Origin of the sequence: Lacipirellula limnantheis (genome assembly GCF_007746075.1) — a bacterium.
GTDB classification, from domain to species: domain Bacteria; phylum Planctomycetota; class Planctomycetia; order Pirellulales; family Lacipirellulaceae; genus Lacipirellula; species Lacipirellula limnantheis.
This window is the reverse complement of the sequence record NZ_CP036339.1, coordinates 4350263-4366773: the sequence shown is the minus strand read 5'-3', so window position 1 is coordinate 4366773 and position 16511 is coordinate 4350263. Positions and strand designations below refer to the sequence as shown.

Genomic DNA, 16511 nt, shown 5'->3' with positions numbered 1-16511 from the left:
CTGACCAATCAAGCGATCGCCGGCGCGCAGAGGTTCGTCGTCAGCCATTATCGCTGGTATTCAAGCCCGAACCGGGCTCCATGGTAGAGCACGGTCGAGCCATTCAGCCCGGGCTGCAAATAGGCGTCAATGCCCTCGCCGACGCCGTCCATCACCAGTGCTTGGTAGCCGCCCCGCAGGGCCAGGCATTGGTTGAAGCGGAAGACGCCCGTGATGCCGACCTCGCCAATGAAGGTGATGTCCGAGAAGTTTTGCGACGTCCCGAATTGCGTGTAGTTCACGCTCGTCGATCCGTCGACGACCGGCGGGCCCGTGTCGTCGCCGGTCACGATGGTCGTCGTGGTATCCTGCAGGTTTTCGCGCTTGAAGTTGTTGTAGTAGACGCCGCCGTTGCCCATCGGTTCAATCGTCAGCCACTTGTTCAGCGCCCAGGCGTCGCGCAAGGCGCCAAGTTGGAAGCCGATCATGCGGTTTTCGAGTTTGAACGCGTTGCTGGTATCGACGAATGCCAGCACGTCGGGCGGGTTGGCCGGCGGCGGCACGCTCTTGCCGTCGACGAATCGATCGGTGAAGTCTTCATCGACTTGCACATATCGGAAGCCCGCGAACAACTTGGTCGGCGCCGTCGTGCGTCGGAGGATGTTTAGCTCAATCGAGTTGAACGTCGTCTCGTAGTCGAACGACCGCAAGTCGGCGCCCTGCGGGAAGAGCGCTGTCGCGTTGTAGTCGTTGATTCCTTCGTAGCCGACTTGGACGCCGTAGTCGGAGTCGTTGTAGGCGGTCGCAAAAATGCGGCCGCCCGGACCATAGTTGAACTGATCGAGTAAACTCGGGGCAGTTCCCACAAGGTCGACGATCGGCGTCCAGTCGACGCCCGTGCGCCGCAGCGCCATACCATCGACTTCGACGTTCCAATGCGGTCCGACGCACCAGTTGTCGCATGCGCCGGGACCGGTCAAATACGGAAAGAGCGGCGTATCGCAGCCGCAGCGATTGTAGAAGCTTCCCAGGCCGCCACCGCCTCCGCCGTTACACGAATTGCAGGCGGCGTCGCCCCCCAACGACAGCACGCCGTCGTCGGCAATCGGCTCAACGGCGGCGATCTCCGATTGATTCAGGACCGGATCACTGGCGGGCGTGCCCAGGACGGCTGGCGTCGACTGCTCCGACCAGACGTCGCCGCTCGTGAGCGAGATCGCGTCGGACAGCGACGGCGGGGCCTGGCCAACCGCAGCTTCGGCGACGCCAACTGCCGTTGCGAGAAGCATCAGCAGTCGGCCGGCCGGGACGGTAACGATGAGTGGCAAACGCATGCGGCTTACTTCCTGTGGTCGCGTGTCGCACCCCCGCGGCGCTGGCTGGGTCGGTCGGCGTGGCGGGTCGGGTTGGAACGACAGAGACGATTGTTCCGGCAATGCGGATAGCATCGACCCCCAGTCGTGGTATTCCGAAGTCCAGTTACCGCAAGGCGCAGAGTTTCGCTCGTTTGCCCCAACGACGCTGGCGCCCGCGCGGCGGCTCAGCCTTGACCGGGCCGACCGTTTGTAGCGATGCCGCCGAGATTACCGCGGCGAGGCGTTGATTTTTTGCCACGTTTTCTCGCCAGGCGGGTGGCTCCATCGCATCAGGGGGTAGATTTTCGCAACGTCGAAAATCTTGCGCGACCTGCGCAGGTTCTCAGCGGCCGGTCCCAACCTCGACCGCGAACATCTCCCCTTCCAACTTTCGTGCTTGCAGGAAAGCGACTCCCCCATGAACGCAGCCTTGATCCGCGAAACCGCCACGTGGGCCTTCTGGCGACTGACGATGGCCGCCATCACTCTGGTCGCCCTCGCTTCGATCGCTTCGGCGCAATATTGCACCCCCGATCAATGCGACGGCTGTGACCTAAACAATTGCCAACTTTCCTGCTGTCACGAACTTCCCGAGCTGTGGTTGGTAAACACCCGCTGCGCTCCGAAGTGCAACAACCTCGACGCGGGGTTCGAGCGGATCAGCGTCAAGCGCTGGGACCCGACCTGCCGTCGATTCGTTAAGGAATCGTGGGACTCGCTGGTCGCTCAAGAAGCCAGCATGCCGACGCTCGTGTTCGCCCACGGCAATACGCTGCAGCACGACGGCGCTATGAAGCAGTGCTGGGAGGTCTACCAGAAGATGCGCTGCTGTCCGGGAAAGAAGCGACTTGTCTTCTGGTCGTGGCCCGCGCAAATTGACCACCTTCGTCCTCTGCTTCGGCCCCGCCAATTGATTCTCAGCAACCTGCGCACGAAGTTCGTCTATGCCGAATACCAGGGCTACTACATGGCCAAGCTTGTCCAGCGGATGAGCATGACCCAACGCGTCACGGTCGGCGGCCATAGCTACGGCGGCATCATTGGCGCCGTAGCGGCCCACTTCATCGGCGGCGGCGAGTTGCGCGGCCTGACCCTCGCTGGCGCCGAAGCGAAGGAACGTCCGAACTTCCGCGTCGCGCTCGTCTCCGCCGCCTTCGATAACGATGCGCTCGACGTCGGCGGCCGCTACGGCCAGGCGTTCGTGGCCGCGGAGAAGATTTACGTCACCCGTAACGCGACCGACAGCACGCTGCGTCGGTGGCCCAAGATTTCCTACCGTTGCAAAAAGGCGATCGGCGTCACCGGCGTTAACGCCAACTGCCTCGGCGAGAATGCCCACAAACTTTGCCAGCAGACGCTCACGAGCGACGTTGGCAGCAGCCACTACATTGAGCCGCATCTCGGCAGTCGCCGCTTCATGAATGCCCTCTGCTGCGTCGCCTTCCCCGCCTGTGCGGATTGCGTCAAAGCCGAGCAAGCCAAAGCGAAACCGGCCACTGACCCGAAGCCGGCCGCTGCCGCCAGCAACGTGCAACTGAAGCCCGCGGCCTAGCGCAACGCTGAGCGAGACCAAAAAAGGGAGGACGGGCTGCCCGCCCGTCCTCCCTTGATTTTTGCGATCGAACGCGAGAAGTCGCTACCGTGCCGGCGCGACGATTGGGTGCTTCGTCGCCGCGGAACTGAAATATCCGTTGAGCAAGTAACTAAGCGTCGCCGCCCGCACCTCTTTATACTGCGGCATCAGCTGGTGAATGCCCTTCGTCTGAATGAAGTCGGTCGCGCCGGCGAGCTTCGACGTCTCGACGCTCAATAGGCCGTCGTCGTCGCCTGGGATGGCGTCGAGGTAGCCCTCGCGGTCGCCGCGCCCGCCCACGATGATGCCGAACTGGAAGTCTGGCGTCGAGAGCTGCCGCTCGAGCTCAGGCCAACCCTTTGACGGCGCCAATTGGTCGAGCGGTTTGCCGGCGACGGCGGCGACCAGTTTGTTATCGGCCCATTGATCAGCGAGCTCGGCGCCATGATTCGGCGGCGAGATCATCACCATCCGCTTAAACTCGACGGGCGGTCGCATTGCCGGATCGAGCCGCGAGAGATTGTTCAGGTAGCGGCGAATGACGACGTTGCCCATGCTGTGCGCGACGAAGCTCACCCGCTCGACGCCATCCAGATGTCGAATGACGCTGTCGAGCGACGCCGCGTAGGCGTCGATATCTTCCATCGTCGAAGGATAACCGACGTTGATCGTGGCAAGATTGCCATTCTCTTCCAGGTACTCCGAGAGACCTTCCATGAACTGCCGCCCCGCGCCGAGACCATGCAGGACGATCACCGCCTCTTTCGGATTCGGCGGAAAGTTCTCAGCCTTTTTCACTTCGTTGAGCTTGGCTAGGCACGCGTCGAATGTGCCAAAAGCTTGTCGCCGATCGCTGGCGTCGAGCAGCCGGTAGTGACCAATGACGGCATGCTTCTGGATCCGCCAGCCATGGTCGACGACTTCATCCGACCAAACGAACCGCCCGCCCAGCGTCGGCACGCCGGCCGCAAATAGTCCGCCCACCTGTTCGGCCCGTAGGCGCGCGGCCCCCAGCAGGGCCATGATTGCGCCAGCGACGAGCATGAAGCCCTTGAAACGAAGCATTTGGTGATTCCCTCACTCCTTGGCCGCCGCCGAGCTAAACGGCGGCGATGGACGGATTCTAACGGTCGGGGCGCAATAACCCAACGTGGGTACGTCATCCGCCCGCTGGCGGTTCAATGAAAGGTAGCGCCGCCCAGCGAAGTTCGTTACAGATTCGCGCGTCTTGGACTCGGTTTCGAGAGAATTGAGCAAGTTCCTCGCCGCTAGGCTAGCCGCCGGCCCTGGGCTAATTTGGAGGAATGCCAAAAAGCGTCTACGAGTTCGACGTCGTTGTGATCGGCGCCGGCCATGCCGGAACCGAGGCCGCGCTGGCCGCCGCGCGGGTGGGCGCCCGCACCGCCCTGCTGACGACCAATTGCGACACCGTCGGCCAAATGAGCTGCAACCCCGCCATCGGCGGCCTCGGCAAGGGGCAGATTGTCCGCGAAATCGACGCCCTCGGCGGTGCGATGGGACGCGTCATCGACGCCACCGGCATCCAGTTCCGCATGCTCAATCTCCGCAAGGGCCCGGCGATGCACAGCCCGCGAGCCCAAGCGGACAAAAAACTGTACCAGGCCGAAGTGAAACGGCTCTGCGAGGAGCAACCGAATCTGTCGCTCCGGCAGGAGGTGGTGGAAGACCTGCTAGTGGAGGGGTCAGCCTCCGGCGATCAGAGTTTAGCAAATGGGAACCCGGCGTCTTCGCTGAACCCTGAACCCTCACGCCCGAAACCCGGCCGCGTCTGCGGCGTCCGCGTTCGCGGCGATGCCGTCTACCATGCCCGCGCGATCATCCTGACTACCGGCACGTTTCTCCAAGCGCTGATGCACACCGGCGAGGCAAAGACGCCTGGCGGTCGCGGCGGCGAAGGAACGACGGGCGGCATTAGCGCCGCGCTCACGCGACTCGGTGTGACGCTTAAGCGTTTCAAGACCGGCACGCCGCCCCGCCTCAACGGCCGGACGATCGATTTCACGCGAATGGATTTGCAACCCGGCGACGAGCGCCCCCAGCCGTTCTCATACCTCACCGACCGCCTCGATCTTCAGCAACTCCCCTGCTACAGCACCTATACCAACGAGTGCGTCCACGAAATCATCCGCGCCAATCTCGAACGGGCGCCAATGTATAGCGGACAGATCAACTCCAGCGGCCCGCGCTACTGTCCGTCGATAGAAGACAAGGTAGTTCGCTTCTCCGACAAGACGCGGCATCAACTCTTTTTGGAGCCCGAAGGTCGCCAGACGCACGAGATTTACGTCAATGGCGTCTCCACGAGTCTGCCGCGCGACGTGCAGGACGCGATGCTCCGGATGATTCCGGGGCTGGAGCGCGCTGAGATCATGCGCTACGGCTACGCTGTCGAGTACGATTATGCCCCGCCCGATCAATTGCAGCCGAGCCTCGAATCAAAGCACGTTGCAGGGCTCTACTTCGCCGGGCAAATCAACGGGACCACGGGCTACGAAGAGGCGGCCGCCCAGGGGCTGATGGCGGGCGCCAACGCCGCGCTGAAACTCCAGGGAAGCGAGCCGCTCGTTCTAACTCGCGACCAGGCTTATATCGGCGTCCTGATCGACGACCTCGTCACCCGCGGAGTCGACGAGCCGTACCGCATGTTCACCAGCCGGGCCGAGTATCGCCTGCTGTTGCGCCAGGATAATGCGGACCGACGCCTCACGCCCCTGGCGCATCGACTTGGCTTGGCAGACGACGCGCGGTTCACGCGTCTGGAGCACAAGTGCGCGGAAATTGAGCGAGTATCCCAGCTACTCGACGCGGCGCGCCACGATGGGCAATCCTTGGCCCAATGGCTGCGGCGGCCAGAGTTTCAATGGCCCGACCTCGTTCAGTTGCTCCCAGAACTTGCTGACGTTGCCGACGATGTGGCCAGCCAGGTCCTCGTCGACCTAAAGTACGCCGGTTACGTCTCTCGCCAGGAGGCCGACGTCCAGCGGCAACGTCGACTCGCTGCAAAACGCATCCCAGCGGCGTTCGATTACGGCCGCATCGTTCATCTGCGCGCCGAGGCTCGCGAGAAACTGGGACGCATCCGTCCGGTCGACCTCTCGCAAGCAAGCCGCGTCACCGGCATTACGCCGGCCGACATCGCCTTGGTGATGATCCATCTCGAAGGCAAAGGGCTGACTCGCTAGCGGGTTTGTCAGTGGTCTGTCGTCAGTAGTCAGTTGCTAAAACCGCCTCCCACTCCCCGCAACTGACCTCTGGCCACTGACCACTGACGAAATCTCATTTCCCGCCACCATGACGTAAGTGTTTGCAGCGATTTGCTTTGCAGCGTTTCAATCAATGTTGACTCAGCCTGCGCGGCCGTTATAATTCCCCCAGTTGGCAATTCAGGAAACTTCGGCAGGCATGGATGACGTTGCCGTCTAAATAGCCTCGCACCTTTGAGTCGGCGATCGGAGCTTCAGACGACTACGCATCACGGGGGACTCCGGGACACCGCGGGGACTTCGCAGCGTCGCAGCGAGCTTCGACGGGCTGATCGGTAGGGCAGGATGTTAGGCGGGGCTAATTGAAGCGTTATCGTCTGTTCGCGCTCGCCTTCAAGACAAGTCATCGGTCCCCGGGCCAGTGACGCAACCACGGCTAAGGAGAGAGGTGGTTCGACCATGAAGACTGTGTTCACGACCGGCGAGGCCGCGAAGATTTGTAAGGTCAGCCAGCAGACGATCATCCGCTGCTTCGACTCGGGTCAGCTCAAAGGCTTCCGCGTTCCGGGAAGCCGCTTTCGCCGCATTCCGCGCGACCAGCTGTACGCCTTCATGCGGGACAACGGCATTCCGACCGACGCCCTCGATAGCGGCAAACGCAAAGTCCTTGTCGTCGACGACGACGAAGATTTGGTCGAATTGATCGTCGACGCGCTCAACCGCGACGGACGGTTCGATCTCCGCAGCGTCAACAACGGCTTCGGCGCCGGCATGCTGATCAAGGAGTTCCGCCCTGATCTGGTTGTTCTCGACGTCATGCTTCCCGATATCAACGGCAAGGAAGTCTGCAATCTCGTCCGCAGCGATGCGACCATGGACGACGTCAGAATCATCTGCATTTCGGGCATGGTCGAGCAGGAGAAGATTCAAGAGCTCCGTGACGCTGGCGCCGACGAATTCATGAAAAAGCCGTTCGACGTTGACCAACTCGTAACGCGCGTCTGCCAGTTGCTCGACGTCGAGACGGTCGGAGTGAAATAAGGGGTTCGCTTACCAAACCGCTTAGCGTGCGTCACCCGTCGCAGAACCCGTCATCCCGAGGTACTCCGAGGGGTCCGGCTCGCAGTTTTTTTGAGCGGCACCGCCGACGGTAAAGCAGTCTCTGCGGAGTTCCTCACGATGAATATCGAAGGGCCTCCCGCCGCTACGCACGCGCTGGGTTCAAGCAACGACGAACGTTTCGAGCAAGCCAAGCTCGATGCGATGAAAGAGCTCGCCTACGGCGCTAGCCACGAGATCAACAACCCGCTCGCCAATATCTCGGCTCGCGCCCAGTCGCTGCTGCGCGACGAACGCGACCCCGAACGACGACGGACGCTGGAAGCGATCAATCAGCAGGCGCTCCGCGCCCACGAGATGATCAGCGACCTGATGCTCTTCGCGCGGCCGCCCCAACTTGAACGGCGACCGTTAGACCTCGTCCAGCTAGTTCGCCAAGTCGCTTGCGGCTTAGCGAGTGATTGCGATTGCCGTAGCATCGAGCTGAACATCGCCGTCGACGGCCAACCGCCGCCGGTTGATGGCGACGCCACTCAACTCGGCGTTGCGATCAACGCGCTGGTCGCAAATTCGATCAACGCTCTCGGCCGGGATGGCACGATTCAAATCGCCGTGCGCCGCTCGTCAGACGGCGGAGCACTCCTGCAAATCGCAGACAATGGTCCCGGCATTCCCCCCGAGGTCCGCCCCCACATTTTCGACCCCTTTTACTCTGGCCGCGAAGCAGGCCGCGGCCTTGGCTTTGGCCTCTCGAAAGCGTGGCGGATCATCACCCTCCACGGCGGCAGCCTCACAGTAGAAGCACCTGCCGCCGGCGCGATCTTCAACATTGAACTCCCCCCAACTGAGCTCCCCGCCATCAGCTAGCCGGCGGGCCACGCCCTCCGGGCGCCCCGCCAATCAACGTCGCAGGCGTCATCCCAAGCGAAGCGAAGGACCTGGAAGCTCACTCAAGGGCGAGATTCTTCGCACTACTCCCAATGACCGCAGCAAGGCAATTAACTCCCGAGCAGATCCTCACCATACCCCGGCGGAAACGGATTCGACAAATCTCCCCCCTGATGCGGCGGCTGCTTCGGGGCTCTTTTCCGCTTCGGCGCTGCCTTTTTCTGCGCAGGTTGTGAATCGTTCGCGTCGCTCACCGTGGGCGAGGGCTTTGCGGCGGCCGAAGGATTGGGCCTGGAAGGGGTCCGCTTCGGCGGCGGCGGGATCTCAATCTCCCCCAGGTCCCCAAACTCGGAGAGCCAGTAATCGATCTCGTCCGCCGAGAGATTCCCCGTCGGCCGAGCTACGATCGGCGCCGGCCGCCGACTCGCCGCGCGCCGCCGCAGCGCATCGGCGAACCAAACGTCGCTGTCGACGAATGGCGCCTTCCGCCGCCGGGCCGCCCGTTGGATCCGATGGTCGCTCGATACCACCAGCAGAGACTTCGGCACGCTGTGCGCTTCGATCAATTCCTCAATCAGCTCATCGGCGTTGTCGTACTCTGACGAAAAATGAATCGTCATCTCTTCGAAGACGATCGTCCGCGGTAGATTCGGCGGCGCCTCGGCGGCGTCAAAGACGATCGTCGTCTGCCGACGCTCGCGGGGTTCAATCGCCGATGCCAGAAAACGGAGCAACCCCTCACGCGACCCGCGCAGCCCGCCATGCCCGACGATCGCCGTCACATGGAGCAGGTTGTAACCGTCGATGAGCAGGGCCATGACGATAGGCTACAAAGAATTGACCCACGACAACACGGCGATCACGACGAAAACAAGTGGAACCGCCGAAGAACGCAAATAAACGCTGATGAAAAACGATCTGCGTTCATCCGCGTTCATCTGCGGTTCCTGCATCTCTTTGTATTTCGTCGTTCGTGCCCGTTGTGCCGTCGTGGTTCAACTCACTCAAACCCGCTGCAGCCCGTTCGGCTCCCAGGCCCCAAACTGCTCGTGGTAAAACCGCGAGATCTGGTGGTCGACGTTGAATACATGCGCTAGCAGCGCCGCCCGAATCCACATGCCGTTACGAGCTTGCCGAAAGTACATCGCCCGCGGATCGGCGTCGATTTCCGGCGGGATCTCGCCAAAATGCTGGTCGCGCGGAAACGGGTGGAGTATTGGCGCGTAGCTCTTCATCCGTGCGACGAGCCCGCGATTCAGCTTGTAGCGATCAAAGTCAATCGCCGCGAACGATGCTTCATCGGCCGCCACGTTGTGTTCTTTCTGGATCCGCGTCATGTAGAGCGCATCAACCTGCTCGATCAACGGCTTGCCGTCGATCGGCGTTTCGAGCGAATCGACCTCAAAGATTCGCACGCCGCGCGCCAACAGCCGTGCCCGCAAGTCGTCGCCCAGCGACAGCGTCGGATGATCCGGCGCGACGAACGCGAGCGTCACCCCGTCGTACCCCGCGAGCAACTCGGCGAGCGAGCGCACGGTCCGCCCCCGGCCGATATCGCCGCAGAAGCCGTAAATCTTGTGCGACAATCCCCGCGTCACCTCAGGATGTTCGCGGCGGACCTCGTCAAATCGCGTCCCCAGCGGCGAGTCCTTCGGGCTCGTGAACTGAAACGAACGTTGCAGCGTGTAGACGTCGAGCAGTGCCTGCGTCGGGTGCTGGTCGGCGCCGGATCCCGCATTGATGATCGGCACGCTCCGGTTGCCGCTCATCGACAGATCGTTCATCAAATACGCGCACGCCTCGGCCAGTCGGGCCACGGGGCTCCGCATGATGATCAGGTCGAAGTAACTGCTGAACATCCTGATCGAATCAAACCGCGTCTCTCCCTTCGTCTCCGACGAGGTCGACGCGTCGCGCACTTCGTTGCAGGTGATCCCCAGAATCTGACATGCCGCCATGAAGCTGAGAAACGTCCTCGTCGACGGCTGCGTGAAGTACAGCATCGCCCGCTTGTGGTGGAGCAGGTTGATGAGAAAATCCTGACCGGAGCGCACCTTCGACAGCGACCGAATCTTGTCAGCCGTCTCGGCCAAATCGTCGAGCATGTCGGCCGAGAATTGTCGGCTGAAAATGACGTGCCGCAGCCGTTCATCGCGGCTGAATTCCGGAATCTTCGGCGGAATCGGCCGATCGATGCGGGACTGATAATGGAGCAGGTCGAGCTCGTCCTGCGTCGGAGCGAGCGGCGTGGGTGCGTCGGCGGGCATAAACGGTGATCATCGCATACCCGTCGGCGGAGCGTCAAGCGACTCCGACGGCCGGCGGTTTGTCGCGCGTGAAGACCGGCTCGTCGGCGGTCGACAAGTCAACGTTCAGCCGGTACCCGCCCCTGCGGAACGTCAGCACGTCGGCAGACGATTCGGCGCGAGTTTCAATAAGGTGCCGAGCCATCATCCCGCGCGCCTTCTTTGCAAAGAAGCTGAGCACCATGAACTTTCCGTTGTGCTTTTCGCGAAACGAAGGCGTGACCACCCGCGCTTTGAGCGCCGGCCGATCGGCGACGGCAAAGTATTCGTGCGAGGCTAGGTTCACGATCATCGCGTCGTGCTGTTGCTTCGCTTCCTTCGTCAGCGACTTGGCGATCGCATCGCGCCAGTAAGCGTGCAGGTCCTTGCCGTAGTCCCCCGCAAGCTTGATCCCCATCTCCAGCCGGTAGGGCTGGATCAGATCAAGGGGCCGCAGCACCCCGTAGAGGCCCGAAAAGATTCGCAGGTGCTCTTGCGCGAACGCCAAGTCCCTTTCGCCCAGTGTGTCGGCGTCGAGCCCGAGATAGACGTCGCCGCGAAACGCGAACACCGCCTCCTTCGTTCCCTTGGCGTCGAACCTCGCCTTCCACTCCTGAAAGTAATCGTGGGCCGTCGCCGCCAGCGTAGGGCTGATGCTCATCAGCTTGCCCAGCTTCGCCGGCGTGAGGGACTGCGCGTGCTTCGCCAACCGATTCGCTTGCGTGAGAAACCGCGGCTTTGTCCCGGCATGGGCCGCTTGCAGCGTAAAATCGAGCGTCTTCGCGGGGGAGAGCAGGATCAACATCGAACTTGGCAATTACTCCGACACCCGCCAACGAACCTTGAACAACTGCGTCATCAGCAGCATCAGCCCGCCGTTATAAATCGCGGTGAATGCCAGAAATCCCCAAAAGATGCGCACGTCAATCCGGTCGGCGTTGTTCCAATCGTCGAGCGTGAGCGGCAGATTGAAGGCCGCCGCAAACGGGCTCGTCGACTGCAGCGCGGTGACCGCGCCGGCTGCGCTCGACGCGGCGGCAAAGGTCTGCACAAACACGTTCGCCGCCACTGGCGCCAAGAACAGCGTCGCCAGCACGAGGTAGCTGCACATCAAGCTGCTTGACGACTTCTTGAACACCGTCGAACAGAACAGCGCCGTGATCGCCGTCGTCACCGCGGTGAGGCCGACGATCAAAAAATAAGCGAGCATCGTCAGCATGTTCGGCCAGAAGCCCACCGGCATCAGGCAGGCCAGAAACACCGGCCACAGCAGAAACGACGTCAACACGCTCGATACGCGCAGCCCCGACAACAGCTTTCCCCAGAGCATCTGCCACGGCGTAATGAGCGTCGTTAGCAGCAAGTCGAGCGTCGACCGCTCGCGCTCGCTCGTCAGGCTGTCGGCCGAGAAGACCGGCCCCACCAGCAAATTGAACAGCAGCACATACGCGATGTACCACGGCGCCAACTGCCGCTGCATAAACAGGCAGACCGCCATCACCGGCAGGGCCAGGCCCATGCTGATCTGGATGACCAGTCGCAGCATGAGAGTTCCCTGGCTAAAGATCTCGCTCCGCATCTCCTTGTCGTAGATCGGATTGGCGTCGTCTTCGAGAAACGTTGTCCGCTTCGGCGGCGCGAACAACCGATCGGGGAACTGATCTCGCTCGATGTAGAGCCCGACCGCTTCCTTCGCCTCGGTCTCCAGGTCGATCGCCTGCTTGCCGCCGCTCCCCAGATCGGGCGGCTTGATCAGCCGCCGGCAGACGTCGGCCCACAGCAATGCTCCTACCGAAATGCACGCAATCGGCACGATTGTAAGGATCACCATCAACCGGGCTTCGCCCAACTGTTCGAGCGAGCGCCACACCAGCACCCCCGCCATCGCCAGCGGCAAGATCAGCATGTACGACGCGACCAGCGACGCGCTCGTCCGCTGAAAGAAGCTGCTGCACCACAGGCTGATCATCCCGAAGAGCCCGACCGAAAAAATCATCGCCAGATACGCCGCCAGTACTTCGTACGGCGAGACGCCCCCCAACGGCAGGCAGAGCATCACGATCGGCAGCGAGCAGATCATCAACTCCGCCAGCGGCGTCAGCGACGCCGCCAGCTTCCCCAGCACAATCGCCCCGGGCCGCAGCGGACTCGCCAGCAGCATCTCGTAACTCTCACGCTCCCGCTCGCCGGTAATCGCCCCCGCGGCGAAGCTGGGGGTCATCAGCGAGACGAGAATGTACTGCCCAAAGAAGAAGAGATTAACGAGCTTCTGCGCTTCCTCCGGCCGAGCCAGATCGAGCGTCTGGTTCGCCGGCCACGCCGCGTAGACGAGCATCCCGAGGCCCGCGACGTACGCGAACAGCAACAAAAACCCCCGCGTCATGCGGAGGTTTGAAATCAGCTCGCGTTGCAGTACCGGGTTTTCGCGGAAGTACATGTCAGCGATCGGATGGGCAAAAGATGCTTCTAGGGCGTCTCACGCTGCTTCAAAGCCGCTCTTCCAAAGCTTTTGAGTCTCATCATACACGTCATCCAATATAGCGGCTGCGACGCCCTGCCGCCTGAGATAGTCCTTCGTCACCCATCCGCTTCGTTCCAAATGATTGCGAAGTTGAGCATGTTGGGCGACCTGAAGTTCGATAGCGTCCGACATGGTGCGGATTGTTTTGAGTGGTTGCGGAAAGCTCGTTTTCACGTAGAGTCGATGACGCTCATATATTTCCCGGATCGGCGTCTTTTTGGGAAGAGACACGCGCGTCATCGTGCTCGGTCGCGCGACTGTAGCGCTCGCGGGAGTAATGGTAGTCGAGTGAGTAAACTCATCTCCTGAATACGATTCGAACTCAACGATATTCCTGGGAATGCGCAGCATTAGCAACGCAATACGCCACAGAAATGTAGGAGCCAGATTGAAGCAAGCCGAGACAGTTGTGTTTTCCGCATCGGTCATGACGCGAATAAACGTCCGCAGGTCGGGCTTCCCATTTAGTTTGGCTGTGACGTCCTCGATGTCCCCCAACGGTCGGAAGCCCAAGTCGGCAAGTTCTCGGCTTGCTGATTCATAGAACCTCTGATTCACATAGGGAAAGCGTGAGCCGTCAACTTGACGAAACTCATGCTTCTTCGGGAATCCTCGCTGCAGATTCGAAAGAATCTTCTCGGCGAGTTGAGCGTTTGTCATAGCCGGCCCATCCTCAACGGGTCACATGCTCATCAATACTTCCGCGGCCTCACTTGCCCCATGACCCGGCTCGGCAGCCCCTGGATCCGCAGGAAACCTTCCGCGTCGGTTTGGTTGTAGTTCCCCGCCTCATCCATGCTCGCAATTGCCGCGTCGTAGAGGCTGTACGGACTCGTCCGACCCTGAATGAACACATTCCCCTTGTAGAGTCCAACCGTCACTTCACCGGTGACAGGCTTCTGCACCTCGCGCATGAACGCCATCAGCGCGTCCATCTTCGGCACGTACCAGAAGCCGTAGTAAACCATCTCGGCGACTTCAGGGCTGATCCGATCGCGCAGGTGCACCGTCTCGCGGTCGATCGTCAGTTGCTCGAGCGCCAAGTGCGCCGCGTAGAGCGTCGTCATGCCGGGCGACTCATAAACGCCGCGGCTCTTCATGCCAACGAACCGGTTCTCAACGATGTCGATCCGCCCCACACCGTTGCGGCCGGCAATCTTGTTCAGCTCCTCGACCATCTGCAGCGGCGACTTCTTCACGCCATCGATCGTCACCGGCACGCCCGACTCGAACCCAATCTTGATTGTCTCGACCTTGTCAGGCGCCTCTTGCGGCGACACGGTCATGCCGAAGTCGATGATCGACACGCCGTCGACCGTCGGGTCTTCGAGCTGGCCCGCTTCGTAGCTGATGTGAAGACAGTTCTCGTCGCTGCTGTACGGCTTGGCGATTGACGCCTTCACCGGAATCCCCTTCCGCTCGCAGTAGGCGATCATGTCGCTGCGCCCGGCGAAGAGGTCCTGGAACTTCTTGATCCGCCACGGCGCGATGATCTTCACGTTCGGATCAAGCGCCTCGGCCGCCAACTGAAATCGGCACTGGTCGTTCCCCTTCCCCGTGGCGCCGTGAGCGTAGGCCTCAGCCCCGACTTCGCGGGCGACCTGCAAACAAACCTTCGAAATGAGCGGCCGCGCGATCGATGTGCCGAGCAGATAAATCCCCTCGTACTTCGCCTGCCACTGCAGTACCGGGAATGCAAAGTCGCGGCAGAGCTCCTCACGGACGTCGATCAGCCGCGACGACTTCGCCCCGTTGTCGCGGGCCTTCTTCAGAATCGCCTCGCGATCCTCGCACGGCTGCCCCAAATCAACGTACACCGCGTGCACGTCGTATCCCTCGTCCTGGAGCCAACCCAGGATGACCGAAGTATCAAGACCGCCGGAGTAAGCCAACACGCAACTGGGCATCGTTCTAAACCACTTCTCTAATTAATAGGGAACCACGAAGGCACAAAGGCACCAAGGAAGACACCAAGTAAATGCAAGGATTCGATTGTAGTTGTAGAACCGCCCTTTGATCTACTCACTCCCCCCGCTTTGCGTCTATGCGTAGCGACTTATTGTGGGAGGGGTCTCCGACCCCGATAACGGATTGCAAGCCGTTGGACGTTTACATCTGGCACGCGGAATCGGCGTCGGAGACGCCTCCCACAGACTTAGTTCTGCGGCAATTCGCCAATCCGCATGTTGCGGAAGCGGATATCCGTCGTCGGATCATGCCCCTGCAGCGAGATCGTCCCCGCCGCCGTTCGCAGGCCGCTCCGCGGGTTGTCGTTGGGGGGCCGCTGGTCGGTCCAGTCGGTCACCTGCAGGCCGTTCACCCAGACCGCAATGTGGGGCCCCGTCGCGACGAGCGTGGTCATAAACCACTCATGGTCGCGGGCGTTCACCCGCCGGGCCGCAATGCGGCGATAGATGGCCCCGGTGCCGAAGTCGGTCGGCTTCGTCGGGTCGCCGTCGGTGATCCGGTTGCTGATCTGGCACTCGTACCCGTTCATGTACTCGCGCGGGATGCATCGAAAGAAGACGCCGGAGTTGAGCCCGTCGCCGTCGACGCGGGTTTCGAACTGCAGCGTGAAGTCGCCAAACGTCGCGTCGCTCTCGAGCTGGCCGCTGCCGTTGGTGACGCGGAGTTCGCCCTCAGGAGTGACGGCGAACGTACTTGTCTTCTTTTGATCGTCGTTCCACCCGGCGAGGTCTTCGCCGTTGAGCATCGGCTGCAGGCCGAGCGGCTTCAAACGAATGTTGCGGAACGCGACCGGCCCCTCGCGGAATTGTAGGCCGATGTGGCCTCGCTTAAGCGGTTCCGTATCCGCATACGTCATTGGTGATCCGCCGTTCATAACCACAGTGACCGTGCCCTGACTAACACGAACATCAAACGAGTCGGCCGGGACTTCGCGACCGGCATTGACCATGTGACTGAGAGCCATTTGCGGATTCTTGATTCTGCCTACGAGCGAACCTGTCGGAAATGGATTGTCTGCGGGAGCGACATTGAGCTCGTAGCAATCTTTTGCGGGGTCCTTGGGAGTTAGAGGCGTTTGCAGAAACACTCCGCTATTTGTTCCAACAAGTCCCTGAACCTCGACATGCAACTCATAATCCCCGAACTCGCTGTTCGTCATGAGGAACCCTTGCTCCCCCTCGCTGACGGTAATCGACCCCTCCTTCACTTTCCAATTCGCATCGCTCGTCGGCGTCCACCCAAAGAGCGTCTCGCCGTCGAACAGACTGATCCACCCCTCCGCGATCTGTTCAGCTGTGAGTTGATTCGGCGCCGTTTCCTCCTCCGCCGCGGCTAGCGACGGATGCAGCACGAGCATGACCAGCAGCGAGAACACGCAGCAGCGAAAAGTGGATGTCATGTTGAACTCGTATCAGAGATGGGGATGAGAAGTTGGATTTGTAGCCCCCGGCTCCGCCGGGGGGTAGTACGACGCAAGACGACGCCGACCGGTATGGCAAACGACCCCCTGGCGGAGCCAGGGGCTGAAATCGACGTCACGCGCTCCAGGGCGTTGCCCTAGGCTACGGTGAACTTGGCCGTCGGCCAAGCAGGCAGGTGCTCGAAGTCGTCTGGAGCCCAACAGTTTACAGTTCGTTGCGTTTACAACTATTCAAGTCC

The 16511-nt window shown here is 61.3% G+C and carries 13 protein-coding genes; 4 read left to right on the top strand and 9 right to left on the bottom strand.

The window, feature by feature from the left end; genetic code table 11:
• Positions 1–47 precede the first annotated feature (47 nt).
• The gene (locus tag I41_RS16825; protein WP_168206959.1) at positions 48–1313 is read right to left on the bottom strand and encodes a BBP7 family outer membrane beta-barrel protein; all 1266 of its coding nucleotides are present in this window, start codon (positions 1311–1313) and stop codon (positions 48–50) included.
• 439 nt (positions 1314–1752) lie between these two features.
• On the opposite strand from I41_RS16825, the gene I41_RS16820 reads away from it, so the two are divergent.
• Positions 1753–2886: a hypothetical protein gene (locus tag I41_RS16820; RefSeq protein ID WP_145434072.1), complete on the top strand. Its 1134-nt coding sequence runs from the start codon at positions 1753–1755 to the stop codon at positions 2884–2886.
• A gap of 84 nt (positions 2887–2970) precedes the next feature.
• Here I41_RS16820 and I41_RS16815 read toward each other — a convergent pair whose 3' ends face one another.
• Positions 2971–3972, bottom strand: a complete 1002-nt coding sequence (locus I41_RS16815; RefSeq protein ID WP_145434071.1) for an esterase/lipase family protein — start codon at positions 3970–3972, stop codon at positions 2971–2973.
• A 239-nt stretch (positions 3973–4211) separates the two neighbouring features.
• On the opposite strand from I41_RS16815, the gene mnmG reads away from it, so the two are divergent.
• The 3 genes from mnmG (at position 4212) to I41_RS16800 (ending at position 8057) form a co-directional block, all read left to right on the top strand.
• On the top strand, positions 4212–6110 hold the full coding sequence (gene mnmG, locus I41_RS16810) for a tRNA uridine-5-carboxymethylaminomethyl(34) synthesis enzyme MnmG (protein ID WP_145434070.1): 1899 nt from the start codon (positions 4212–4214) through the stop codon (positions 6108–6110).
• Positions 6111–6590: 480 nt separating this feature from the next.
• Positions 6591–7172: a response regulator gene (locus tag I41_RS16805; protein ID WP_145434069.1), complete on the top strand. Its 582-nt coding sequence runs from the start codon at positions 6591–6593 to the stop codon at positions 7170–7172.
• Positions 7173–7310: 138 nt separating this feature from the next.
• On the top strand, positions 7311–8057 hold the full coding sequence (locus tag I41_RS16800; protein ID WP_145434068.1) for a sensor histidine kinase: 747 nt from the start codon (positions 7311–7313) through the stop codon (positions 8055–8057).
• A gap of 131 nt (positions 8058–8188) precedes the next feature.
• Here I41_RS16800 and I41_RS16795 read toward each other — a convergent pair whose 3' ends face one another.
• The 7 genes from I41_RS16795 to I41_RS16765 all read right to left on the bottom strand — a co-directional run bounded on the left by I41_RS16795 (position 8189) and on the right by I41_RS16765 (position 16251).
• Positions 8189–8896, bottom strand: a complete 708-nt coding sequence (locus I41_RS16795; RefSeq protein ID WP_145434067.1) for an NYN domain-containing protein — start codon at positions 8894–8896, stop codon at positions 8189–8191.
• 186 nt (positions 8897–9082) lie between these two features.
• Entirely contained in the window at positions 9083–10345 is a 1263-nt protein-coding gene (locus tag I41_RS16790; RefSeq protein ID WP_210420977.1) for an aspartate/ornithine carbamoyltransferase family protein, read from the bottom strand.
• Between the two features lie 34 nt (positions 10346–10379).
• Positions 10380–11168, bottom strand: coding sequence for a peroxide stress protein YaaA (yaaA, locus tag I41_RS16785; protein ID WP_145434066.1), 789 nt, complete (start codon positions 11166–11168; stop codon positions 10380–10382).
• Positions 11169–11180: 12 nt separating this feature from the next.
• Positions 11181–12800, bottom strand: coding sequence for an ABC transporter permease (locus I41_RS16780; protein ID WP_145434065.1), 1620 nt, complete (start codon positions 12798–12800; stop codon positions 11181–11183).
• 39 nt (positions 12801–12839) lie between these two features.
• Positions 12840–13544, bottom strand: a complete 705-nt coding sequence (locus tag I41_RS16775) for a hypothetical protein (protein WP_145434064.1) — start codon at positions 13542–13544, stop codon at positions 12840–12842.
• 32 nt (positions 13545–13576) lie between these two features.
• On the bottom strand, positions 13577–14791 hold the full coding sequence (locus I41_RS16770) for an argininosuccinate synthase (protein ID WP_145434063.1): 1215 nt from the start codon (positions 14789–14791) through the stop codon (positions 13577–13579).
• Between the two features lie 248 nt (positions 14792–15039).
• Positions 15040–16251 (bottom strand): 3-keto-disaccharide hydrolase, encoded by a 1212-nt coding sequence (locus I41_RS16765; protein WP_145434062.1) that lies wholly within the window; start codon positions 16249–16251, stop codon positions 15040–15042.
• Positions 16252–16511 lie beyond the last annotated feature (260 nt).

Bases quoted from the DNA above. Each gene is read 5' to 3' on its own strand.
- I41_RS16825 (WP_168206959.1), bottom strand. From the start codon at position 1,313: ATGCGTTTGCCACTCATCGTTACCGTCCCGGCCGGCCGACTGCTGATG.
- I41_RS16820 (WP_145434072.1), top strand. From the start codon at position 1,753: ATGAACGCAGCCTTGATCCGCGAAACCGCCACGTGGGCCTTCTGGCGA.
- I41_RS16815 (WP_145434071.1), bottom strand. From the start codon at position 3,972: ATGCTTCGTTTCAAGGGCTTCATGCTCGTCGCTGGCGCAATCATGGCC.
- mnmG (WP_145434070.1), top strand. From the start codon at position 4,212: ATGCCAAAAAGCGTCTACGAGTTCGACGTCGTTGTGATCGGCGCCGGC.
- I41_RS16805 (WP_145434069.1), top strand. From the start codon at position 6,591: ATGAAGACTGTGTTCACGACCGGCGAGGCCGCGAAGATTTGTAAGGTC.
- I41_RS16800 (WP_145434068.1), top strand. From the start codon at position 7,311: ATGAATATCGAAGGGCCTCCCGCCGCTACGCACGCGCTGGGTTCAAGC.
- I41_RS16795 (WP_145434067.1), bottom strand. From the start codon at position 8,896: ATGGCCCTGCTCATCGACGGTTACAACCTGCTCCATGTGACGGCGATC.
- I41_RS16790 (WP_210420977.1), bottom strand. From the start codon at position 10,345: ATGCCCGCCGACGCACCCACGCCGCTCGCTCCGACGCAGGACGAGCTC.
- yaaA (WP_145434066.1), bottom strand. From the start codon at position 11,168: ATGTTGATCCTGCTCTCCCCCGCGAAGACGCTCGATTTTACGCTGCAA.
- I41_RS16780 (WP_145434065.1), bottom strand. From the start codon at position 12,800: ATGTACTTCCGCGAAAACCCGGTACTGCAACGCGAGCTGATTTCAAAC.
- I41_RS16775 (WP_145434064.1), bottom strand. From the start codon at position 13,544: ATGACAAACGCTCAACTCGCCGAGAAGATTCTTTCGAATCTGCAGCGA.
- I41_RS16770 (WP_145434063.1), bottom strand. From the start codon at position 14,791: ATGCCCAGTTGCGTGTTGGCTTACTCCGGCGGTCTTGATACTTCGGTC.
- I41_RS16765 (WP_145434062.1), bottom strand. From the start codon at position 16,251: ATGACATCCACTTTTCGCTGCTGCGTGTTCTCGCTGCTGGTCATGCTC.